General features: G+C 48.0%; 16 protein-coding genes and 1 pseudogene. All 17 read right to left on the bottom strand.

The genetic code is table 11. The features are described 5' to 3' along the window. Position 1: 1 nt before the first annotated feature. The gene (locus tag OGW44_RS22465; protein WP_049268750.1) at positions 2 to 1,153 is read right to left on the bottom strand and encodes a KPHS_23130 family T6SS system protein; all 1,152 of its coding nucleotides are present in this window, start codon (positions 1,151 to 1,153) and stop codon (positions 2 to 4) included. 6 nt (positions 1,154 to 1,159) lie between these two features. Continuing rightward, the gene (locus OGW44_RS22460) at positions 1,160 to 1,426 is read right to left on the bottom strand and encodes a PAAR domain-containing protein (protein WP_072034040.1); all 267 of its coding nucleotides are present in this window, start codon (positions 1,424 to 1,426) and stop codon (positions 1,160 to 1,162) included. A 162-nt stretch (positions 1,427 to 1,588) separates the two neighbouring features. Beyond that, a complete protein-coding gene (locus OGW44_RS22455; RefSeq protein ID WP_075848605.1) occupies positions 1,589 to 2,605 on the bottom strand; it encodes a putative type VI secretion system effector in 1,017 nt (338 codons plus the stop codon). A 20-nt stretch (positions 2,606 to 2,625) separates the two neighbouring features. After that, positions 2,626 to 5,409, bottom strand: coding sequence for a T6SS effector BTH_I2691 family protein (locus OGW44_RS22450; protein WP_075848603.1), 2,784 nt, complete (start codon positions 5,407 to 5,409; stop codon positions 2,626 to 2,628). A gap of 38 nt (positions 5,410 to 5,447) precedes the next feature. After that, positions 5,448 to 6,416 carry a DUF4123 domain-containing protein gene (locus tag OGW44_RS22445; protein WP_185654430.1) on the bottom strand — a complete coding sequence of 323 codons (969 nt, stop codon included), beginning with the start codon at positions 6,414 to 6,416 and terminating at the stop codon, positions 5,448 to 5,450. A gap of 10 nt (positions 6,417 to 6,426) precedes the next feature. Beyond that, on the bottom strand, positions 6,427 to 8,799 hold the full coding sequence (locus OGW44_RS22440; RefSeq protein ID WP_075848600.1) for a type VI secretion system Vgr family protein: 2,373 nt from the start codon (positions 8,797 to 8,799) through the stop codon (positions 6,427 to 6,429). Positions 8,800 to 8,843: 44 nt separating this feature from the next. Continuing rightward, a complete protein-coding gene (locus tag OGW44_RS22435; protein ID WP_077249795.1) occupies positions 8,844 to 9,296 on the bottom strand; it encodes a putative T6SS immunity periplasmic lipoprotein in 453 nt (150 codons plus the stop codon). After that, positions 9,293 to 9,823 (bottom strand): type IV secretion protein Rhs, encoded by a 531-nt coding sequence (locus tag OGW44_RS22430; protein ID WP_077249794.1) that lies wholly within the window; start codon positions 9,821 to 9,823, stop codon positions 9,293 to 9,295. The genes OGW44_RS22435 and OGW44_RS22430 overlap by 4 nt, the downstream gene beginning before the upstream one ends. Beyond that, a complete protein-coding gene (gene tssH, locus OGW44_RS22425; RefSeq protein WP_075848598.1) occupies positions 9,816 to 12,440 on the bottom strand; it encodes a type VI secretion system ATPase TssH in 2,625 nt (874 codons plus the stop codon). The genes OGW44_RS22430 and tssH overlap by 8 nt, the downstream gene beginning before the upstream one ends. Before the next feature lie 162 nt (positions 12,441 to 12,602). Then, positions 12,603 to 13,094, bottom strand: a complete 492-nt coding sequence (tssD, locus tag OGW44_RS22420; RefSeq protein WP_003024437.1) for a type VI secretion system tube protein TssD — start codon at positions 13,092 to 13,094, stop codon at positions 12,603 to 12,605. A gap of 16 nt (positions 13,095 to 13,110) precedes the next feature. Continuing rightward, a complete protein-coding gene (locus tag OGW44_RS22415) occupies positions 13,111 to 14,775 on the bottom strand; it encodes an OmpA family protein (protein WP_075848596.1) in 1,665 nt (554 codons plus the stop codon). A 3-nt stretch (positions 14,776 to 14,778) separates the two neighbouring features. Continuing rightward, complete coding sequence (tssL, locus tag OGW44_RS22410) at positions 14,779 to 15,420, bottom strand: type VI secretion system protein TssL, short form (RefSeq protein WP_075848594.1); 642 nt, start codon at positions 15,418 to 15,420, stop codon at positions 14,779 to 14,781. A gap of 5 nt (positions 15,421 to 15,425) precedes the next feature. Next, positions 15,426 to 16,763 (bottom strand): annotated as a pseudogene (tssK, locus tag OGW44_RS22405) (type VI secretion system baseplate subunit TssK). A 23-nt stretch (positions 16,764 to 16,786) separates the two neighbouring features. After that, positions 16,787 to 18,316: a type VI secretion system contractile sheath large subunit gene (tssC, locus tag OGW44_RS22400; RefSeq protein WP_016157464.1), complete on the bottom strand. Its 1,530-nt coding sequence runs from the start codon at positions 18,314 to 18,316 to the stop codon at positions 16,787 to 16,789. Positions 18,317 to 18,381: 65 nt separating this feature from the next. Next, positions 18,382 to 18,879, bottom strand: a complete 498-nt coding sequence (gene tssB / locus OGW44_RS22395; protein WP_075848592.1) for a type VI secretion system contractile sheath small subunit — start codon at positions 18,877 to 18,879, stop codon at positions 18,382 to 18,384. A 471-nt stretch (positions 18,880 to 19,350) separates the two neighbouring features. Beyond that, positions 19,351 to 21,213 (bottom strand): bifunctional glutathionylspermidine amidase/synthase, encoded by a 1,863-nt coding sequence (gene gss, locus OGW44_RS22390; RefSeq protein WP_075848635.1) that lies wholly within the window; start codon positions 21,211 to 21,213, stop codon positions 19,351 to 19,353. A 153-nt stretch (positions 21,214 to 21,366) separates the two neighbouring features. Next, on the bottom strand, positions 21,367 to 23,655 hold the full coding sequence (locus tag OGW44_RS22385; RefSeq protein WP_131341419.1) for an FdhF/YdeP family oxidoreductase: 2,289 nt from the start codon (positions 23,653 to 23,655) through the stop codon (positions 21,367 to 21,369). Positions 23,656 to 23,706 lie beyond the last annotated feature (51 nt).

The raw sequence follows: 23,706 nt of genomic DNA, 5'->3' as shown, positions 1-23,706 counted from the left end.
TCTATTCCCGACTTCTAATTTTTTTAACCCTCGACAATATAATATTTCCATCCGACTCTGAGAATATCAGATCAACAGCATCTATATCTTTTATATTTAATAAAGAAAACATTAACATCACCCAGATATCAAATTCTCCATGAATACCAACATATAATTCAGCATAATACTGCTCAAGATTTTTATTATGTTCGTTAAGAACAACAGCTGCCTTAGCTACATCTTTTTTATTGCTATTTTTTCCTATCAAAAAATTATCAACCATCCCGACACTGGCCTGATAAAAAATCAAATTATTAAGATCTTTGATCAGATTATCTTCATTTGTAGAAATAGATCTATATAGTCTTGCCTTCTCGGCAATATTATTCTGTTTAATTAAAATCGCTGGAGCAAAAAGAAAAGCACACATACCATCCCCCGTACCAGGATGTTTATTATTAATATCCGTTGACTTTTCCCCTACAATAATTAATCTAAATTTATCCTCCGTAACACTTAGCCATTCATCAATATTTAATACATAGTTGTGAAAGATAAATTCACTGCTATTAATTATAGCATCAGAGAGGCCAAGTTGTTTCCAGGCCAATAAAAAAGACTGCCATGTTGAAACCCCCGATACCTGACCAACAATAAAATTAATAATCAAACCATTTTCAGAAGTAACATCCATTAATCTAGCTCTTATGGGAGCTAATAACTCATGAAATAAAGCAGTATAGCCAATCGATTCTGGGAAATTTAACGCCCTGGCCCCAATTGCATTGAACTCATTTTCTTCAAGTAAATTTAGCATCTGAGAATCTTCGGGAAAGAGATAACTATAATCTACAACACTTAAATAATCAGAAGCCCATTCAGACCACTTACAATCAATATTAGAACCTTCCGTTAATATCATTTCATTTTTTTCAAGAGACAATCCTCGCTGAAATAATCGAAGACCTAAGTATATAATGAATGCTAAAAAAATAATTAAAGATATTACAAAAGCATAATAAAAAGACTCATTATTATGAGTAATGTAATATAATAAACTGAATAGCAGAACAACAGTTATTAACAATGAGAAAAAAATACCACTATCGCGGCCCCACCTAATAGAAGGTACAGGTTGTATTATCTTTTTATCTGGAATATTCCAACTCATTTTAACTTACCAGACCCCCGTACAGGGAAGCGTTGAAATAACATAACAACCACATTGGCAGATACATTTATGCACGGCTACTGGTTTTCCATCTGAGATCCACTCTGGAGAACCCTGGATTATTTTATTTACGCCATGAAATGGAATTGGGCATATAACAGTATCACCAAGCAGTGCAACACCTAAACCATCGATAATTATCGTTGACGAAACAGAAATCACTTTACCACCACTACTTAATGGATCATTGAGCCTGACCAAACCTTGAAACATAAACCCTCACTATAAAAATATAACTAGCGACATATAAACTTTCGAAAAAGATAAAAACACACTTTCCTACACATTTATACAATTAGATAAAGATCAGATAATATTAATATCTTTCCTGTCAAAAATATTAGCTTTAAAATTCAAAATTTAAATAATTGTCAACTAATAGTAAAAAAACCACCATCCTGATTTAAGTAATCGAACAGACCGCCCTTGCTTCTTAAATTCTTTTATATTTTTCTTGTCGAGTTTCCGAAGGTCAATATTCGTCACATTATCCCAGCCAGCAACAGTCAATATCTCCTCCGTCAACTGTTCTTTCGGAAAGGGGTGGCGTCGCCAGATTGCCCATATTGCAGGAAGGATATACAGAAAGGTTCCCATGGTCAGGAACATCGTTACCCCACTCACCATTTTTTCACTAACAATCCAGCCATCCTGATAAATAAACACTATCAACATAATAATAATTAATAAAATAACGACCGAAATGGGGACTTTCATCCCGTCAATTCGTGCCCGTCGTACTCCCTGGTAACACCACGGTGGCATAGTCAGCGAGCGCGCATGCGGCCGGACAAGGGCATAGACTAGGTACTCCTCTCCCACCGGCGCGGCAATCAGTTCCACTTCCTCACCTTCCCGACAATAGGGCGCTCCCAGCCACCCCGAAAACTGCCGACCGTTGATTTCTCCAGTAACGTACCACGCCGCAGCTGGAACCCTGTCTTCATTGCTCGCCACCATGCCCTGCGCTGTTGCCGCTGAGCCCATCGAGGCCAGCACCATCGCGGCAGACGCCATGTTCTCATCCTGCCTGCTGAAATACTCCCACGTCTGCGGATAGGCTTTGGTGTCAAAATAGTGCGTCAGGCAGCGCTGGTGATAGTTTTTCACCACTCCCCTGACCTTTATCAGCGGGGCTGGCGGGGGCAGTATCGGGTCCGGTGGCATATCAGTCAGCGCTTTTGCCAGCTGCTTTTCTTCACGATACAGTTCCGCCAGCCGTTTTTTATGCTTCTTCTTGCCTTCCGATTCATAGTACGCAATGGTTTGTCTTAATTTTATCCATTCCCTGCGCTCCCGGAGATAGTTTTCTTTCACATACCCTTTACCCTTCTCCAGCCCCCGGATATAGGCCCGGGGCATATCGGCGAACAGTTCATCATCTTCTGTCATAATATTTCGTTGCTCCAAAATTAAACCACAGCAGGGACTTCCGGCTCATCATAGATAATAAATGGCCAGTAAATTATTGGTTTTCCACGTTGTTGTTTTTTACCTGAAGATAATTGACGTGTGCTTTCTTGCAGTGAATTTCGGGCCTCATCAATAAACATATTTATTTTTTCCGGCGCATAACTATCGATATCAATCGAATTATCATCACCAAACAAACTATTCTCAATCCACGACTGTAACGCATCACGTGAATAATATTCAGTCAAAATATATTCAGCCACCATCAATAACAGGGCAACCTCCCACGAAGCCAACAACCCTACCCATTCGACACCTAATTTTGTTAATTGTGGTGCTGCAGCTTTTCCCAGCCATACGGCCAATCCCCCTCTAGCGGTATCCCAACCAAAGCGTTCAATCAACACCGACATCAATTTCCCTTCCGCTTTGGCAATAATGGCAACATCACTAAGAGTCTTAACTAAATATAAGCCGGTAAATGCCCATTTTTTACTGGAATTCGGTAAGCTAACTTTATTCAACAATGTGGAAAAATCTAATCCCAGCGAAAGGCCGGCACTTATCAGCGAGCATCCTGCGCCAGACATTTTCATGTAGTGGAGACTATTTTTCTCTTTAAGAATGACCTCCATTGCAGGTGTTGCAATATCAATAATCCCGCTTGCCGTTGCCGATATTGCGCTGACTACCTTGGCATAGTCAGAGGGTTTATCGTTAAAGTTATCGAGTTGGTTATACAGTTCGACCACATTGAAAAATAAAACAAAAATTCTAATACTGGTCACCGCATAACCAGAAGTTCCTGCAGGCTGGCGAAGATAATCTGCATACGCTTTTTCAAGTGCGGCATATTTATTACTCGCCACCCGGAGACGATCAGCCCGAATGGCTCTTTGCGTGCTGTAAAAAACAGTGTCAGTAATGTAAGCCCTACGCTCCGTTGCCCAACCAAAATATTTACTGAACAATATTTTTGTTTCTAACTCTGACTTTCCTGAAGATAGTGAAAAAAGAGTTCGAACTATAAGGTCATTCATGGTATTGAGCACAGGTCCAATCCGTGATACGGAAAAAAACCTGGTCCCCACGGTAACCATGTGCTGATCTATTTTATACAGCACTTTTTTCGAGAATACGGCATTGCTATCCAGAGGTTTTGAAATTTCACTCGTTGCTTTTTCAAAACCTTTAAATATTTTATTAAGTTTAGCGCCATTCTTCTCAAAAAAGTAGAGCACATCATTTTCAGAAACCGGAGATATGCTACACTGTTGCAAGCTAGCCAATAATGGCTCTGCATCTGCCATTATTTCTGGATTATTATAAAAATGTGTTCTCCAGACGAGATTAGTTTTACTTGCCGTGGTATATGCGTCGATCCAGTCATCCAGCAATTTTACACCTGATGGCGACTCATTAAGCCCAGCCATCGCGAATGCAGCAATTTCACGATAGTTTGCATTATCAACAGGGTCATTAGAGAAAAAATCCTGTAACATTGTTATAAATAAAGAAGTCTGTAACCATTCACAACGATAGATAATCAGTTTAGCGAGTTGCTCATCAATTTTTTGTGTAAGATCAGCACAACATTTATTAAAAGAATCCCATTTGCTCTGATTGATCATTCGAGCATATTTAGACCAATCATTAGCGACCTGGTGTTTTTTATAAACTTCGTTTTGTTTTCCCTTTATCTGTTTTTCGAACTCTTCGCGAGTTAGTATATCCTTCGGATCTGTTCCTTTAGATTTCTCATTCTGGACATACATGTAATAAGAATAATCCATTGCAGGAGGAGAGATAAATGTTTCCTGGGGTAATACAGAAAGCTGGGCTTCAACATTCTGTTCCGAGCTTTTGTTAACAATCTCCTTAACACCGTTTATCAGATTCTGGGTACAGAACTCCAGAGCGCGTTCATCACCGAATATCTTCGCCATCGCCAGGACATCGTTCGTCCATCCCGTCAGCTCATGCGTTATCCCTGTTGCATCATGCAGCGCCATCAGCAACGGTGTGACCGGGGAACCGTCTGGCTTCACACCCCGTTCCTTCATCTGCCGGACTGTGTTTCCGACCACTCCACTCTTCCACGGGTACAATGTCTCCTGCGGCCCCGGCTCTTTGACTATTGCATAGCGTTCATTCACACACTGGCTGACGCGTATTTTATTATGGGTGCCATAAGGTAACCGCATTCCCGGGCTCAGCATGCTGCCCTGCGCCGGAATGTAATCCAGAACACTGACAAGATTCGCTGTGGTTGCCTCCGTTATTTGCTGTGAAGCCTGTGGCGCCCTCCAGTTCGATGAACTCACACACTGCATTCTGCTCTGCCGTTGCACGCCATCGCTCGCGTAACGCTCCAGCGTATTTTCCGTCCACGGACACTGCGTGAATGCTATCCAGATGTCATTCTCCAGAACTTCATAGGGCAGCGTCAGAAAATCCTTTCCGCCATTACTGTAGGTTCCCTGCCGACAGTCAGGCTCTGCTTTCTCCAGGACATTTTTCGCCGAAAGCTGTTTCCACAAACTGCCGTCATCACATACCGACCACGCCTCCCAGTCCGTCAGATACGGATAGTAGATATAGATATATCCTCTGCGCATTGCGCGCAGCGCATAGTGGTAATTTTCGTTTTCCACCGGGTAAGCCGATACTCCTGATGTTGCCCACTCCGGTAACGGTTCTTTAATATATTCAGGAATCACCGCATAGCGTACGGGTAGTAATGCCGGTCCCTGTGACATACAGTCACATTTATGATTTTTCATCCCTGTTCTCCTGCATATTCTAACTGTAAACTTCTTAATTAATGCTCTTCACGAATTTCATTCCATTGCTGTTCTGTGACATGGGTCGTGATTTGAATAAAATTTCCTCTTTCACTTCGTTTATTTATTTCAAGCAGTTTTTTAATAACGCTATGGTTATAAAATTCCGGAGCTATATTAATTGAACACTCACCCCATTTAATAAGATCTTCTATATCAAAGAAAGCACACAACTCGGCTTTTTTAAGTGAATTTCTTAATACCTTAAACACCTCTACTTCCGAAAATCGTTCACTACTCAAATGCGCTAAGCGATAATTACAAACAATCTTATTCTTTATCCCTACAAAATTTATATCACGCCAATTGTCAGCACTCAGCGATAAAGTATATGAAAGTCGCACTTGATTATTAGATTTATTTATTTTATTGATAAACTGTCCATCGCCATCAATAAAACTCCACACTTCAACTGGTCCTAACAAACGTCGTTGTTGCCAATCATCCAGAATGGAGAAAAGAGAGATTATAATTGCGGGGTCATAATACCGAAGCAATACATCTTTGCCATCACGCTGTTGGATAGCGACTTTTCCCAGATAAGCAGCGAGATTTATAATATTTTCTGCACAAGTAAGCCAACCACAAATCATCCTGCCCTTACCCAGCAGTATCTCATTAGGTTCTATCTCTTTCAGAGCCTGCATAATACTTTCATGTAGTATATTACAATCAGCAGGTAAAGATAGATCCAGTGAAACCAAACAGGGTTCAAATTCAGCTGATAGATAACGAGTAGCAACAGGTACCCTTACAACATCCCTACTTTTTATTTTATCATAGAATGACGAATCTTTATTCCTCAGTCTTATAATTGCAGTATCAATCATTAATATGCAATTTCTATTTAACGTTATAAAATGATTAAATATTTGTTCACCAATGTCATCCCCTCGTTTTTGCATTGCCGGTAAGGAGTAATCATAAGTTATTAAAGATTCCTTCATTTGCCCTCCATTAACCCAGCGTCACGGTAGGGCTTTGCGTACCACCAGCAGCATCAATGGCTGTGGCGCAAGGATCCGGTAACTCTATGCTAGCATTCAATGTTGCAGGAGCCATTTTCTGAATTCCAATACTCTTTACGCGAACATTGCCTGGCGCCCCTACTTCTATTTCACCATCTTTAAGCCTGATATATGCACCGCCACAACTGAGTACTAACTCTGTCGCTGCGGTAATAATCACCTGCTCATCTTTGCTGGCTATACTCAACGTTTTCTTTGCCATGAGATCCATTGCATCTCCCTGAGCCTGAATCTCCACTTTTCCTTTGCCGGCAAAAATTTTAATCCCCATCCACTGAGCGAAAAGACTTATTGTTTCTTTCACACCAAGGCGGAATTTTTTAGCGACACTGACATCCGCGTCCGCTCCAGAGGTTACAATGATATTCTCACCTGATGAGAGTTGGATACTGGCGGGAGTCACCTGAGCGATACCGGCAGGAGCAGAAAAAAGTAAAGCCTGTTTCTTGAGGTCTGTCATAGACTCCATCAACAATGCTTTTTGCCTCTCGATATCAGCCAGTTCTGCTTTCGCTTTTTCTGCCGCAGAACGAATACCTTTCGCATCCTGAAGCGCAGCTTGTAAGTTCGCTACTGCTTCATGCATATCTAACTGCAAACCTCCAGCTAATTCCTGACGATCAGCGCTGATAAAAATCCCCTTCCCTGCCCGAATAGCTCCCCACTGGTCTGTACGTAGTTCAAAGCCCTCTCCCCGCAGCGCGCGCTGCGCATCCACGTTATGCCCCAGGTTCAGTTGCGTCTTCCCGCCGTACTCGGTGCTGAGCTTGATGTGTTCCTCGCCCCGTTTGTCCTCCATGCGCAGTTTGTTATTGGCGGGCGTGCGGATGACGTTACGGGTGTGGTTTGCCTCCGTCACGTGGTCAGGATGTCGGGAGTCATGCAGCGCATGGGCGATGTAGGGCCGGTCCGGATCCCCTTCATGGAACGCCACCGCCACTTCTGTGCCCTGTATCAGCGGGAAGTGAATACCGTAGGTGTCGCCGCCATAGGGTTTGGCAAGGCGCAGCAGCATGCTCTCGTAACCCTGCTGTTTGCTGTCCTGGTCGGCATCAAACTTCACACGATACAATCCCTCCGCCGTCTGATGCGCGTAGATATCCCCGCTCTTCGGGCTGCTGACCCGTGCCGTCAGGGTGCCGCTGACCTTTGGTCTTGCCTTCAGCGCCGGACGCCAGCACTGCGTCTCACTGTACGGTACCGCCGCCAGCGTCACCCTCAGCGCATCTTTCCTACTGCCGCTGAACCCGGTCCGGATGACCACCACCGGCTGCTGCAACACGCCCGGCAACGTCGATGGCACACTGTTGTCCGTTATCGTCAGCACCTGTCCTGGACGTAACCCCGCATCCGTGCTGACTCCCGTTATCAGCGTTTGCTCCGCCAGAAAACGCTCATGATCCAGTCGCGCCCAGAAGTTTCCGGTTTCCGGTGCCGAGCCGGATGCGTCACCCGTCTCAAGATGGCGTGGTTTGTAGTGATACACCTCGCCATAACGCATTTCCTCGCCTTCGCCACCGGTGATATCCGCCCTCGCCGACTGCAGCACCTTCTGCGCTTCGCGATGGTTATAGTCTTTTGTGGTCACTCCCGCCGGTGCCACCTGCTGCAGGATTTTCAGTCCCCAGACGGAGTCCGCCCCGCTGTCGCTCATTCCTGACGGGCTGTTCAGCGCCAGCCGTTTATCAAATTCATACGCGCTCTGCTGGTCTGCAAAATGCACCACTTCCGTCCGGGTGTCCGGCTGCAGCGTGAAGAAGTAAAATATCCCCACTTCCGCCAGCAGACGCTCAATAAACGCCAGATCGCTCTCCTGATACTGATTTATCTGCTCACGTTTCGGATAACTCTGCGTCAGCGTGAATTCATACTCCCAGCCGTGCAGGGCGTGCTCCTGCAGGATTTCACTCACCACTTCCGGAACTGATTTATTGATAAAAAAGCGGTGTGTGCGGAACTGTTTATCAAGCAGGGAAAGATAAGGCGTTAACGTAATATGATATCTTGATTCATCGGCAGAACCAGATAACCGCTGAAAATCAGTTATCACACCATGAACTATTTTTTGCGTCGTCATAGATGCCAGCTTGCCAGCATCCATCGTCAATGTTGCCATCTGACGCAAGAGCTGATTTGCCTGAATATTCTTATCCGCACTGGTAAATAAAATATCATAGTAATAATTCCGACTCAGTCCTTCAGAGCCACTGAAATCCTCTACATCCAGAGCAGAAGAGCAAGAAGAAATAGATAAAAAATATCGATTAAGCGTAGTTATCACTGCTTGCTGAGACTTATCCATAAGATTAACTCCTTTCAACACTCAATATTTCTCGATGTTAAAAATCACTTATCCATCGCAGAATAAGGTCTGGCTATTTCCATATCGGTAAGATGGATGTTAAAAATGCGACCATTAGAGAATTCAACCCCACTAACAATACTTCGCGGCCTGTCACTTGAATAAGGAATCCCTAACGTATACGTAACTACAAACTGCCCACTATCTGGAAAAATATAAACATCTGGTGTTATGCACCATTTATTTTCAAGAAGAATTAGTGGTGGGTTTAGCATAAATTTTTCGTTACCAAAATCAGCACCTCTACGTGTAACCGTAATGATACTTGGTTGGTATTTCTCAGAGTCCTTCACCCAGAAGCAGATATTATTTCCAATCACGCTAACCACGGCTTCCTCATCAGTAAATGCTCTGTCACCATATCCAGGGCAACCAGAAAGAATTACCAGGCAGCAACTCAGCAGACTGAAAGTAAAAAATGCTCTATTTTTTATCACCAAGGGAATCCTCGAAGGGTGTTTTTATAAGCGTCTCGGATCACGCTTTTATGAACATCCCCATCTAAAGTCACAATATGCTTCAAACGCATATTTAACCAAGCGTAGTACCCTGCATTTTGCAATATAAAATTGTCTGCAATGATTTGGGCCTGCTGTTCCATGGGATATTCACTTAGAAGCCGTCCATCCAATTTATACCGATAACTGACTAACCAACTCACCAATCCTCTACAGATAACATTCATGCCTTTTTCTCGTTGCCAGACATGACTCATTTCATGGATAAATAAGTGTTGATAATGGGGTAATGTCTGAGAAAAATCTTCACGATACTGTTCACGAAAGTAAATCTCACCGTCAGGAGCCATTGCCGTATTCGAATCCTGTAGATTAAAAGGCAAATAACTGTCCCTATGGATCCACACTTTATGATACTGGATAGTTGAAAAAAATACGGTCTTTGCTAGTTCAATCTCCCCAGGTGTAAGCGTTCTGAGTCCCCCTTCCTTAATATTTTTAGTCACTCTCAAACTCCATCATGATGCCCTTGGAGTCATCCCAGCTAAGGTGCAACGAGTATGCTTTTTGCTGCTGGGAAAGATACGTTAACAACTGCTGGCTGAGCACTGGCAAGATTTGTTGATTCAGCAGGCTATCAATATTCCTCGCCCCCGTATCCGGTAGCAGACAAGCGGCAGTCAGGGCATCAAAAAGGTTCTCGGATATCGTCGTAGTGATGCCGTAGTGACGCAGTAATCGCTGTCTAACTTGATCCAGTTTCATTTGTACAATCGTACGTAACGCAGGTTCACTGAGCGGATGGTAGATAATAGTCTGGAAGCGGGCCAGTAGCGCCGGCTGGAAATGATCGCGCAAGAGGGGGCGCAGCAGCTCGTGCAGATCGGACTCCGTGGTTTCCGGCTGTTCTTCCAGCATCTGCATCACAGCGTCGCCGCCAAGATTGGAAGTCATCAGAATAACGGTGTTGCGAAAATCAATTTCTCGGCCTTCACCATCTCGCATGAAACCGCGGTCAAATACCTGGTAAAACAGGTTTATGACGTCGCGATGCGCTTTTTCTACTTCATCCAGCAATACCACGCTATAGGGGCGTTTTCGCACGGCTTCAGTCAGGATCCCTCCCTGACCATAACCCACATACCCCGGAGGTGAGCCCTTGAGTTGGCTCACGGTGTGCGACTCCTGATACTCAGACAGATTAATCGTGATCAGCGACTTTTCACCGCCAAAGAGAATGTCAGCCAGGGCCAGCGCCGTCTCCGTTTTCCCGGTTCCGCTTGGTCCAGTTAGCAGAAAAACACCCTGTGGGCCGTTTTCCGGAGTAAGTCCTGTTTTTGATGCCCGCAACCGCTGTGCGATAGTATTTAGCGCGTAATCCTGCCCGACAACGCGGTTTCCCATCTGGGTTTCAAGCGTCAGCAAGTCTGTCTGGGAGTCCTTCATTAGTGAAGACAAAGGTACACCGGTCCAGTCGGCGATCACCGTAGCAACTGTGCGCGCGTCTACATCCGGAAACAGTAAAGGATGGCCCTGCTGAAGCACACTAAGCTGTTGCTGCAATTCAATCGTTTCCGCCTGACGAGAAATATCACGGCGGCTGGTCAGCAGTTGCTCAGTGAGCGCTATTTCCAGGCCATACTTGGTTTCCAGTTCATCAAGCTCGACAAGCAGGCGATTTTCATGCTGTTCAATGCTGGCCAGCCTTTCATCATGCTGACCATTTCCTACTGCGATGTCTGCAAGCAACGCCTGTTTTTCAATTTCAAGCGCGGTGATCTCCGACTTCAAGCGCGTAAGGGGTTCAGGAACGGTATCAAGGCACATCCGTACTCTTGCGCCTGCGGTATCCAGCAGGTCGACGGCTTTGTCGGGTAATTGCCGCCCGGTAAGATAGCGGCGAGAGAGCAGAACAGCAGCTTTAACCGCTTCGTCGGTGATGTGAACGCCATGGTGTTCTGCATAGCGTGATTTCAGACCACGCAGCATTAAACAGGCAGTGTCATCATCCGGTTCATCCACTTTAACCATCTGAAAACGCCGCTCCAGCGCAGCATCTCGCTCAAAATACTGTTTATATTCGCTCCATGTGGTCGCTGCGATGGTTCGCAATTCACCTCTAGCCAGAGCGGGTTTTAGCAGGTTGGCTGCATCAGCTCCCCCCGCCTGATTACCGGCCCCAATGATGGTGTGTGCTTCATCGATAAAGAGCAGAACAGGAGTTGGCGATTGCTGAACGGCATCAATGATATTTTTTAAACGCTGCTCAAACTCACCTTTCACTCCAGCACCTGCCTGCAACAGCCCAAGATCCAGCGTACGTAAGGTTACTGTTTTCAGGCTATCCGGCACGTTACCTTCAGCAATACGAAGCGCCAGTCCCTCCACCAAAGCGGTCTTGCCGACGCCGGGTTCCCCAACCAGAATTGGATTGTTTTTTCGACGACGAGATAGCACATCCACCATTTGCCGAATTTCATTATCACGACCAAATACCGGATCGATATCACCGGCACGCGCTTTCGCGGTCACGTCTAATGTAAATTTATCGAGCACACCTTGTAATGCGGGCGACAAAGTCGACTGGGCCAGATTTCGACCCGGTTCATCATCAGAGGTAAACTGCGCCAGAGCGGCCTCTTGCTGTCTTTCAGGACGTTCATCCGACTGAACATTTAATAGCGGCAGGAGCCGTTCCAGTTGAGTATGTCCTGCGCTCAGAAGAGGCCACAGGCCGTCACACTTCAGTAGCGAAGGCTTTCCCACCAGCGCCATCAGCAGATGCACACCACGTATCTGCGAATTTTCATCCGTTGCTGCACACAGCCACGCTTGTTGCATTAAAGAGAGGAGTACATCAGACAACTGCGGGCGGCTTTTTACGGAACGAGGCTGAACATCCAGATGCGCCAGCAGCGACTGCCAGAGATTGTCGATATCCCATTCATAACGACGTGCAATGACAGTAATATCTCCCTCCCCCTGTTCCAATAGCTTCAGTAACCAGTGTTCGGGAGTGATTTCTGCATGCGCACGCGTTTGGCATAACGATGCCGCCGCTTCAAGCGCCTGAGCACAATAGGGGTTGAGACGTCGTAATAACACTGCTGACTGGTGTTCCATTTGCTTCCTGACTCCCTGTATTCAGGCACGCTACCGCCCGTGGCCGTAACCCAATGCCCATAAGGTAATAGTGACGTTGATACTCTCTGCTAAATCCCCGCGCCGGATACTCAGCAGAGGGCATAAAAAAAACGGATGAGGAAATCCTCATCCGTTAGTGCGTTACGCGGTGGTACGCTCGTTCCAGGCGTCAGAATGGATAATGTTGCCATCCTTATACGTCCAGACGATCTTCTCGTAGCGCAGTTCAATCTGTTCCAGGTGGTTATGCTTCTCTTTAGCCGGATCTTTGATGTCGTACATCACAGGATTTACTTTCACCACTTTCACGTTGTGCAGAGTGGTGTTGAAGTATTCCACTTCCTGACCAGCATCATTGATGCGATACCATTTGAACTCTGCCTGACGCAGGGTCTGACCAGTGGTTACAGCCTTGTACAGATAAGGGCTGGAAGCATCGATTTCCTTAGTGAAAAGAAACGGGGTATGGATGCGCGTCCCGGTCAACTTACCGGTGTTGTTATCGGTAGGGATGTACAGGTTATGTTCCTGAGCCACTACTTCGATACTGCCCACACGGTCTTTCACATCAACAGAGCCCTTAATATCCGCACCGCCGTCGTCTTTCAGCCAAAGGTAGACTGGAATTGCCATAACTCTTTCTCCATTTTTACTTCGTTAATGCGTCACCGCCTTGCGGTGACGGTTCCTTCATGCCCGACACCCGACAGGCATCAGCCTGCGGTACCAGACTGATCTCTACACGGCGGTTGGCAGCCCTCCCCTCCGGCGTATCGTTGGTTTTGTAGGGACGTAATTCGCCGTAACCCTGAACAGCAAAACAGCTCTCCGCGACGTCACCGGTATCACGCATCCAGTCGCGAACAGATTCCGCGCGTTTGAGAGAGAGCTGCTGATTAGATTTATCGTCACCCACATCATCGGTATGCCCGGCGATGACTATCAGCCAACCGGGCTTGGCTTTGATATTGACCAAAGCTCGAATGAGTACTTTTGTTGAACCCGCTTTTAACGCCCATTCGCCCGTATCAAACAGCGACATACTGTCCAGTCGAACGGTATGCGGGGAGGTCACTTTCGGTTTTTCAGTTGGCAGCCAGTCGCTGATGGCGGCCTGCAAAGGCGGGATCAATCTCATCCCCTGATACAATCCCATTGAAAGAGAAAGGGGCTCACCACGCTGATACCAGCGATCAAGCCGCTGTGCATCACGACGAAGCTGTTCCTGGGCCTGAATCTTTGGCTCGGCAGGATTGCCAGTAAGATGGCGGTATAACATCAGATGATCGTTTGTGATCCTGATGAGATGTTGGTTATTGATAAAGCTGCACGTCATCGCCAGCCCGACAAAAATGCCGCATAGCAGACCGCTTACGCCCAGCGTTCGTTGAAATGCTGTCAGTGCCCGGCGGCGGGATAAAAAAGGCAACGCTAAATCAGGAAAAGGCAGCAGTACGGGCGCTGCTGATGCCGCAGGAGAAAGCGTTGTTTGAGCAGTGATATGCCGTTGCCACAGATTATTTTCGTAAACCGCTAATGAGGTGAAACACACAACCCGTAAAGCAGAGAAAAGAGGCGGAGCATGGCGTTCGGTATCGCCTTGCACCTTCTTCAGCAAGCCCAGTAAATTATCTAACCACACTGCATGTGTTAGATGAGAGTGGCGAGCCGGGCGCTCTTCCGAAGAGAAAGGTGCAAAGTCGTCTAATCCCGTAGCTGACTGCACCTCTGCATCCTGAGGGGTTCGAATAAACCAACGTACAGTCTCATTACATTGAGGAGAATTCAGCCAACAGCACAACCAAAACGGCGGTATACCTGATAACCAACGCCGACTCTGGGTTACCACACGCCGCCAACTAAGTAGCATATGCTTAAGCGCATCTTCATCTTTATGCCGTTCTGGGGTCAATGCCAGCATCACGGACACGCGCATTAGAAGCCCCGGACGCTGCACAGCTATCTGACGAACCAGAGCAATAAAATGTTCCGGGGACTGGACAGATAAATACCAGCCCTGCGAACTCTCGCAAGAATCGCTACGTCCGGCAAACAATGGCTCATTGTCGCCACACACCAGCACGACAGGCCCACTGAAACTCTCCGGAGGGAGCGCAACTTCACGAGCAGAATGCTCTGGCTTCAACCGACCATACTGACGCCAGCCATAAACGATCCCTGGAATGGAAAGCAATAAAACAATGACGGTAAGGCCGCCCCGGATACCCGCACTTACTGGGCTGAATCCCCAGACCAACAGTAAAGCCAGTACGGCCGCCAGCACATAGTTAACGATCCCTCGCAACTGGGCCATGTCTTAACCCTGCCCAATCAGCTGAGCAATCTGCCCTTGTAAGACATGAGAAAATGTTAGCCACAAAGCCCCCAACGCCAGCGCGCCAACAATCCATGCCAGCCACCAGCGGCGCTTACCGCCAGAGAAGCCTGACGCCCGCATGATTACTGGTGAATCGTGTTTTAACTTAAAAGGCATCGCCTGAGTTGACAGCGCTTCGAGAACATCTTCACGACGTTCATCACCCTGCTCACGATAGCGACCCACAAAACCAAGCGTGATTGCGCGATAAAAGCAGGTTAATACGGCGGTATCAGGAACGGGCTCGCGCAGTACGGTACGGATGCGCTCCCAGAGCTCTTCCCCGGCATTGGTGGTATTGAAATAGCGTGCCTGTAAGGGTGTCGCAAGCCAGGTGATATAACCGCTATCCTGCCGGTTACGGTTCAACACGCTTTCATCCAGTAACGCACATTGGGTGTAGAGCATATGTTCAACGCTGTGCTCGCTGTACCCCAGGTCACGCAATGCATTACGCGCAGAATCAACCCATTGGCAGGCCCGGCGATAAAAAGCAGCCCCATCGTCGACTTCCAACCCGCCACGTAGTTGGCTTACAGCAAGCCAGGTAGGCCAGAACACCTGATCAATATCCTTATTCATTTATTTCAATCCCTTAATACGGCGAATAACTCGAGTTGGATCTCTCCCAGCGTTCCCGGCACATAGAAGGCGCAATTACCAGCGTCCAGCATGGCCTGAGCTGCTGGATGATTAATCTCAAGAGCAAAGTATTGATTTTCCAGTCGTAACGGGATGGCTGCGGGTACATGCGTCAGCGGTTTTAACGGAATTCCGCTGAGTGCTACATTGACTACATCAGACACGTCTGCCCTGCTCCCCGCTTTACAGAGCTGTGGAAATTGCGTCAGTAGGACATGCGCAGGGAGATCTGAACGAACGGACAGGTAAAAATCAGCGCCTTCACGCAGTCGAGCATCCGACAGTGCACCATTCCAGAACTGTCTCTCCTGCGTCAGCTCAATAGCGACAACACGAGATGGCAGGCTGGCTTCCAGCAGTTCCACCAGCAATGCAAACAATGGAGGGAATACTTGCTGCGGATTTGCGTGCTGGTATGGCGGCACAACGCTGACATCATTTTCTAATGAAAAGGTCAGCAGGCTGCCCGCTAACCGCGCCAGTTCACGCCACAAAAGTTCGGGGTGACGGCCTGGGTTTTGCAGCATTTCTCTCAGTACAGGCTCCGAGCTATTAAGCGCATTCAGCAGCCAAAACAACGAAACATCTGCTACCGCAAAATCCGCCATTCGTTCGTTACTTTCACGACGCAAGGCCATCAGACGGCGACAACGGGCCTGGATGCGATGCACCAAATCACTGAGAGAATTGATTAATAAGGGGCTGGCTGAGAGTGAAAGCGATGGCGGTAAAAAATCGCGTCCCAGCTCCCATTGCCCCTGAGCATTACGAGTCAGGCAAGCTACCGGACAGGTCAGATAAGCGCTGTTATCATCGTGGGCATACCGGAGGGTGATAGCATGCCGCAGCACTGCCATATCAGTCCGTTCCTGGCCAGAGAGATCCTGCACTGGCAGCCATTCCTGCTGCCAGCGACACGGACGGCTAACGCCGTTGCCTGACGAAAGATTGCCGCCATTAGCCGAAAGCAGCGGCAACGCCAGGACGATATCAACGCTGCTGTAACCAGTAAGATGCGATAAATCACACGCCGGAGGCAGGTTATCTGAAATACCTGTATCCACTAACGTACCGTCAGGAAAACGCACAACCAGATTAACGGGATTCAAACGGGAAACCGTTAGCGCACTTTCATCAAACTCCGCGCTGATGACGCCTCACGGTGATGAAAGTGACATATGAGCCACAACGTCGGCTACATAGGCATCCCAACGTGTCTGTTGCTGAAACTGCTGGGGAGCCAGAAAGGCCCCCTCGCTCCATAACGGGCGATAGATCTTCATCGCACCTCCTGTGCATTGTGTCGTTAAGATTTCGACTTAGGCATTTGTGAAACTAACGACAAACTGACGTCCATACCTTCAACCTGAAAATGCGGAATGGCATACAGGCGCACGCGGAAGAAGCCTGGGTTATCCTCAATATCCTCCACCACAACACGCCCGTCACGAAGCGGGTGTGAAGCCTGCAAGTCATCGCCAGGATCGGTCATTTCGGTTACCAGACTGCGCAGCCAGTTGTTCAGTTCAAGTTCAAGCAGACGGCGATCTTTGGTCGTACCTATATTTTCTCGCTGCAGAATTTTCAGGTAGTGAGCGATACGAGAAAGCAGGAAGATATACGGTAGACGTGAGTTAATCCGGCTGTTAGCCGTCGCTTCCGCTGTATCAAACAGCGCAGGTTTTTGAGCCGAGTTAGCAGAAAAGAAGCAGGCGTAATCACGATTCTTATAATAAGAAAGCGGAATAAAGCCGAGGTTGGCGAATTCAAACTCCCGGGTTTCCGGAATCATCACCTCAGACGGGATCTTCACCTGATTACCTGTCCCCAGATCGTACAGATGGATAGGCAAGTCTTTAACCGCACCACCCGCCTGTGGTCCACGGATCTGGACGCACCAGCCATTCTTGATAAAACTTTTCACCATGTTCACAGCGAAAGAGAAAGAGGCGCTGGTCCACAGATATTTTTCATGATCCGGGCCCTTAACTTCTTCAACATAGTTAAAACTACGTACCGGCACGGTATCAGGACCATACGGCAGGCGACCCAGAACACGCGGCATAGTTAGTCCGATATAGCGTGAATCGTCGCTATCACGGAATGCTTTCCACTTGATGTATTCAGCTCGTTCGAAATAATCATTGATATCTTTTATGGCCGCGACTTCTTCCATATTTTCCTTCAGGAAGAATTTCGGACCAACGGAACCAATGAACGGCATATGACAGGCAGCCGACACCCCCGAAATATTGCGCAGCAGTGCAATATCCTGTGGGCTGTTATCAAATTCGTATGCTGAAATCATTGCCGCAATGGGTTCGCCGCCTGGCTGATCATATTCTTCAATATAAACATGGCGATATAACCCACTTTGGATAAGTTCCGGCGCGTCGTCAAAATCATCACGCAGCGCGTCCTTGCTGATATCCATCATTTCTACACGGACATTTTGGCGAAAATCGATACCGGTGATCATCGAGTGCACACCACGCCAGAGCGATTCTTGTTTTTGAAATTCAGCATGGTGCATAACTTCATTAACCTGGTCGCTAATCTGCTTGTCCAGACGAGCAATCTGCTCATCGAGCAGCGTTTTATCCAGGCGTTCTACTGGCTGCGCAGCATCCGCCAGACAAGAGACCAGAACCTGAATAGCGGCGGTCACGCGTTCAGCCGGAGCGGCATCAGAAAGCGCTTCATCGCTCTGCCATGCATCTACATTTTTTAATGTCGAAACCGGGGAAAGATTAATTTTGTCAAAGAGGGATTGATAAACGCTGCGTTCACTGGTCGTGGTGGTCGCGACTGAAGAGGTATGTTCCTGAACAGACATCAACATATTCCTTTTATGATCCTTTACTATTCCTGCCAATTAAGCGGAGGAAACCCTGTATAACGTTAAATCTCTTCTGGCATCATGGTTGCCAGTTCATCACGCAGTTCCTGACTCAGGTCTGGATTTTTGAGGATGATTTCCAGCTCGCGACGAAAAGCAGCGTTATCGAGTAAGTTAGATTTCAGGTCGCGCAGTAAGTTACGCATAGCCAAAAGAACGCGTAATTGTGGGATATTTCGTGCAACCTGCTCAGGTTCAAAATCGCGGATATTTTTAAAGGTAAGCTTAATATCGTCATTTCTGTCATCACCAGCTAACGTATTTTTAACACTCATATTTACCACTGGTGCGAACTTAGCTAACACATCATTGAAATTATTTTTATTAATATCAACCTTTTCTCGCTCGGATAATGGTCGTTGTTCTCTACCATTACTGAAATCACCCACAGCCAAAAGTTTTAACGGCAATTCAACCTTTTTCTGAACGCCTCCGGTATGTAAATCTAACTTAATATTAACACGTGCCGTCGGCACTTCATTCTGAAAACTGTCACCCATACGTCCCTCTCAGACCGGCGGTTCCTGCCGATATTTTACATTTCCTAACGGAGCATTTTCCAATCGCTCAACGTGTTTCTTACATCGTCATTTCTGCGGGCAGTCAACAACAACTGTTAATGACAATTAACGATTATAATTAGTATGCTAACGTAATCCGACATATTACCTGAGATAAAACATGATCAATATCACTAATACACCAAATAATACATTAGTATTATTCATCTAAAAACAAAATCAAGAAAGTATATTATCTAATACAAACAGAGGAAATTGATTAACGTTGAAAACATTCATAAAAAGAATGTTTTTGAGCTATAAAATATTAATTAAAGTAATAATTATCATTATATCCATATTCCATGTAACTTATTTAAACATATAATCAGCGTCAATTTAACTACAAACAGAAAAAAGCCGGAGATATACTCCGGCTTTTCGCATTTCAATCAAGAACTCGCAAAAAGATTACCCTTCCTTCACTACAATCAGCGGCTCGATATCGCTCTCTTTTTTAATCACCAGCGACTCATCACCGCGCAGGCAGGTCCCCCCATAGTTACCGCCTACGGTGAAGGTACAAACCTGAATATATTTACCGGCAATTTTTGGCAGACACCAAAGCTGCTGATAAATGTTCTTCTGCTCGGCAAACTTACCGCTGGTTTTATCCAGTAACTCTTCCTGATGGCTCACCAGATCGATGTTGCTGCCACAACGTCCTGCAATAGGTTTCACTGCATAACCGGTTTGCGCCAGCTCTTCATTAACAGTGAAATCAGTATCAAGCAGATAGCGGTGGTGTGGGAACAGTTGCCACAGGATCGGCAGAATCGCTTTATTACCAGGGATCACCGTCCACAGAGGTTCAAAGACCAGCACTTCCGGGCGCAGCAACACGTCGATTAAACGCACTTCCTGATTCGTATGCCCGGTACGAATTGGTACCGCAGCGTACTCCGTTTCACTGACCTCTCGCACCTGCTCAATTGCGGTTTCCCACGCCCAGGTTTTCCAGACGCAGTTCACCAGACGACCGTCCCCGTCAATCAGCTGACCAGCGTCATCCCAACGTAGCTCATCGAGGCCACGCAGAATTTTACTGTCAAACCCGGCCTGACGTAGCGCCTGCTGCATAAACTGAGCGTGGTAGTTTTCCTCTATATCTTTATCCTGCATGATGTGGACAAAAGGACGCGCGCGGCTGTGCTTCCAGGCCCCCGCCAGTTCGTTGATTAATCCTTCAGCTGGGTTGTGTCCCTGTCCTGTATAGCCCTGCTCGGCCCATCTTTCGAGGATCAAACCGGCTTCGGTATGGCACGATGCGGAATCGGCGTTGTACTCATACACCTTCAGTCCGCGTTCATCCATACAGAAATCCATACGTCCCGTAATCATATGATGCCGACGACGCTGCCAGGAAAGGCGCAGACGCGGCCAGAGGATTTTCGGGATATCGAACAGCGCCAGCAGGTTGTCATCTTTCAGCACTTTGTCGGTCGCGTGCAGATACATCAGGTGCAGCTCGTTGGTGGCTTTGATCAGCTCCTGCTCTGCACTCTCGGTAATGGTGAAGTACTGATGCGGATCCGGATTAATAACGTGGCCGTTCGCCAGCACGTAGGCTTTCTGCAGCGGATCCTGTTCATCAAGCCATTTACCGTCAAACTGACCATTATCTTCCAGTCGCGCGCCGCCAATTTTCAGCGAGTCATTGGCGATCTCCGGCTGCGGCAGGCTGTCACGCGTATCATCGGTCTGGATCATCCAGCCAAGGATGGTGGTGTCGTCAAAGGTATCACGCAGGGTGTAACAACCGTTTTCAACCACCATCTCCAGTTCGCGGGTCCACTGCTGTCCGGGAGGCAACGGCGTATGGAGCACGTTCTGTTCGGCAATACGGATTTTGTTTTCCAGCAACTGGGTAACGACCGCCACATGGCCGGTATCGTTAAACTCACCGCCTTTTTGCCAGATAAGCAGAGCACCGGCTACCGGCGCGCGGGGTGAACCATTCGGAAATGCCTGTAACGGCAGGATATTGTCATTCACCACTTCGCGCAGAAAGCGTAAGGAAAAGATCTCCCAGGCCATGCCTACATCGGTGAAGACCACGCCATAATTAAGGAAGAGAAAGCGGCGTGCGAACTCTACGCACTGCCATTTGTGGCCCATGTATTCGTCGTCGATATAGCTGCGAAATGCCGCATCATCGTCGTAGTCCCGTGGGTCGAGGGAGCTGTAATCTGAAGAGTAGATTGCTACGCCGCCTGGGGCGTAGCCCAATAATGTCCCGAATGGGGCATCCTGACTGGTCGTTCCTTTGCTCATGCACCTTACCTCAAAACAATACAGCCTGAGCAGGTTGGCGTGAATTTTTCGCTCTGATTGCCTGCTCTGCGACACTAACCGGACAGAGGTCGACATCATCATACACCTCAACGCAGCGGCTGGCGCTCAGAGGCGAAAAATTCGCAGCAGGAACTACGCTTTTGTCACGGTGACCGGTACGCTTTTATACGCCGGAGTCAAACTTTGTGTGTCCACCGCATCCAGCGAAAGCAGGACATTCGCTTCTGGCAGATAAGCGCCTATTGAGCCCACCGCCATGTTGTAAATCACCACCGTCAAGCCGCACATAATGCGATCCGCACAGGGCTGGCCGCTGTCGTCCAGCGCCTGAACGTTGACCACATCTCCCTGGCTCAGACCGCGAGTCGCCGCTTCTTCAGCGCTTAAAAACACCACATCCCGACGACCGGTAATGCCACGGTAGCGATCGTTCATACCATAAATAGTGGTGTTGTATTGATCGTGGCTGCGCAGCGTCGCCAGAACCAGTGCATCGGCAGGCTGATTTTCTCGCTCTACCGCCCGCTGATGGCTGACGATAAAATTGGCTTTACCATTCGCCGTACGCCATTCACGGCGCGAAGCGGGCGTATCCATACGAAATCCGCCCGGCTCGGCAATACGGGCATTGTAATCGTGGAACGCCGGGATCACGGCTTCAATGGCGTCACGGATCAGCGCGTAGTCCCCGGTTAACGCTTCCCAGTTGATCGGCGAAAGCGGCAGAGTGGCGTGTGCCATGCCCGCCACAATCGCGGGTTCCGATTTTAACCAGCGGGAAGCTGGCTTCAGCGCGCCGCAGGAAGCGTGGACCATCGACATCGAGTCTTCGACGGTCACCGACTGGATCCCCGTCGCCTGAATGTCGCGCTCCGTTCGACCTAATGCAGGCAGCAGATAATTATGCTTTGCCAGCAGCAAATGCGATCTGTTCAGCTTGGTCGCAACATGGACCTGCAGATCCAAATTTTTCATCGCCGCAAAGGTACGCTGCGGCTGCGGCATAGCCACCGCCAGATTGCCACCCATGCAAATGAGCGCTTTTGCCTCTCCCCGTTCGATGGCCCGAATACTCTCCACGCTGGAGCGGCCATGTGTACGCGGCACACGGATAGAAAAATGCGTCTCAAGGCGTTGCAGGAAGTCTTCGGATGCCGCTTCGTTGATCCCCACGGAACGGTCGCCCTGAACGTTAGAATGACCGCGCAACGGGCAGATCCCCGCCCCCGGCTTACCCATATTGCCTTTCAGTAGCAGCAGGTTTACCAGTTGCTGGACGTTCTCAGTACCGTTTTTATGCTGGGTGATGCCCAGCCCGTAACAAATAATAGTGGCACGAGATTTACTGTAGCTGTGTGCCAGGTCTTCCATCTGACTGCGCGTCAGGCCCGAGTCCTGTTCCAGCTCCGCCCAGTTATGCTGACGTAAGTCATCATACAGCGCTGCATATCCAGCGGTATGCTCATCGATAAACGCATGATCGAGTGTCGGTTGCTGATCCAGTAAGATCCGCGCTTCATCCATTTCGATCAGCGCCTTCATGATGCCTTTGAGCAGCGAGGCGTCACCGCCCATTTTTACCTGGTAGTAGTCGTTGCTCAGCTGCGTCGACTGACCGGTGAACATCTCTTTCGGGCTTTGCGGGAAACTAAAGCGCTCAAGCCCCCTTTCGTTCAGCGGATTGATAGAGATAATTTTAGCCCCGCGTTTGGCAACGTCGCGTAAGGTGGTCAGCATACGTGGATGATTTGTGCCAGGGTTATGCCCGATACAAATCACCAGATCGCAATGGTCAAAATCGTCAAGTTCAACGGTCCCTTTTCCAAGGCCAATGGCCGGCGTTAGCCCTGCGCTGGTCGGTCCGTGGCACATGTTTGAGCAATCAGGAAAGTTGCTGCTGCCATATTCGCGGGCAAATAGCTGATACAGGAACGCCGCTTCATTTGACGTTCTGCCGGAGGTGTAAAACTCAACCTGCTGGGGTGAATCATAGCTGCGCAGACGCTCGCCTATCTCCTGGAAGGTGATATCCCAATCCACCGCCTGCCAGGTATCTGATGCTGCATCGTATTTCATCGGATGCGTCAAACGACCGATATTTTCCAGCTCATAATCGCTGTAGTGCCAGAGTGTGGAAACCGGGTGACGGCTGAAAAATTCCGGTGACGCTTTTTTACTGGTTGTCTCCCAGGAGACCGCCTTAACGCCATTTTCGCACAGCTCCATTGGCGCACGGTGCCCTGGGTCCGGCCACGCACAGCCCGGACAGTCGAACCCTTTCACCTGGTTCATTTTGAACATCGCGATAATGTCGCGGGCAACAGCCTTTTGCGAAAACACCGAAGCAGTGACGGCTTTTACCGCGCCCCACCCACCCGCCGGGCCCTGATAACCGCTTACTCCTGGAACACCATTTTTCATTATTACTGCTTATTCACCGCCAATTTTTAATGGTGAATACGGTAGCAATTT

The organism is Citrobacter sp. Cb023, assembly GCF_030336805.1.
GTDB lineage: Bacteria > Pseudomonadota > Gammaproteobacteria > Enterobacterales > Enterobacteriaceae > Citrobacter > Citrobacter braakii.
This window is presented reverse-complemented; position numbering and strand designations above follow the sequence as displayed.

Excerpts from the sequence above, each read along its gene's own strand:
- OGW44_RS22465 (WP_049268750.1), bottom strand. The coding sequence starts at position 1,153 with ATGAGTTGGAATATTCCAGATAAAAAGATAATACAACCTGTACCTTCT.
- OGW44_RS22460 (WP_072034040.1), bottom strand. The coding sequence starts at position 1,426 with ATGTTTCAAGGTTTGGTCAGGCTCAATGATCCATTAAGTAGTGGTGGT.
- OGW44_RS22455 (WP_075848605.1), bottom strand. The coding sequence starts at position 2,605 with ATGACAGAAGATGATGAACTGTTCGCCGATATGCCCCGGGCCTATATC.
- OGW44_RS22450 (WP_075848603.1), bottom strand. The coding sequence starts at position 5,409 with ATGAAAAATCATAAATGTGACTGTATGTCACAGGGACCGGCATTACTA.
- OGW44_RS22445 (WP_185654430.1), bottom strand. The coding sequence starts at position 6,416 with ATGAAGGAATCTTTAATAACTTATGATTACTCCTTACCGGCAATGCAA.
- OGW44_RS22440 (WP_075848600.1), bottom strand. The coding sequence starts at position 8,799 with ATGGATAAGTCTCAGCAAGCAGTGATAACTACGCTTAATCGATATTTT.
- tssH (WP_075848598.1), bottom strand. The coding sequence starts at position 12,440 with ATGGAACACCAGTCAGCAGTGTTATTACGACGTCTCAACCCCTATTGT.
- tssD (WP_003024437.1), bottom strand. The coding sequence starts at position 13,094 with ATGGCAATTCCAGTCTACCTTTGGCTGAAAGACGACGGCGGTGCGGAT.
- OGW44_RS22415 (WP_075848596.1), bottom strand. The coding sequence starts at position 14,775 with ATGGCCCAGTTGCGAGGGATCGTTAACTATGTGCTGGCGGCCGTACTG.
- tssL (WP_075848594.1), bottom strand. The coding sequence starts at position 15,420 with ATGAATAAGGATATTGATCAGGTGTTCTGGCCTACCTGGCTTGCTGTA.
- tssC (WP_016157464.1), bottom strand. The coding sequence starts at position 18,316 with ATGTCTGTTCAGGAACATACCTCTTCAGTCGCGACCACCACGACCAGT.
- tssB (WP_075848592.1), bottom strand. The coding sequence starts at position 18,879 with ATGGGTGACAGTTTTCAGAATGAAGTGCCGACGGCACGTGTTAATATT.
- gss (WP_075848635.1), bottom strand. The coding sequence starts at position 21,213 with ATGAGCAAAGGAACGACCAGTCAGGATGCCCCATTCGGGACATTATTG.
- OGW44_RS22385 (WP_131341419.1), bottom strand. The coding sequence starts at position 23,655 with ATGAAAAATGGTGTTCCAGGAGTAAGCGGTTATCAGGGCCCGGCGGGT.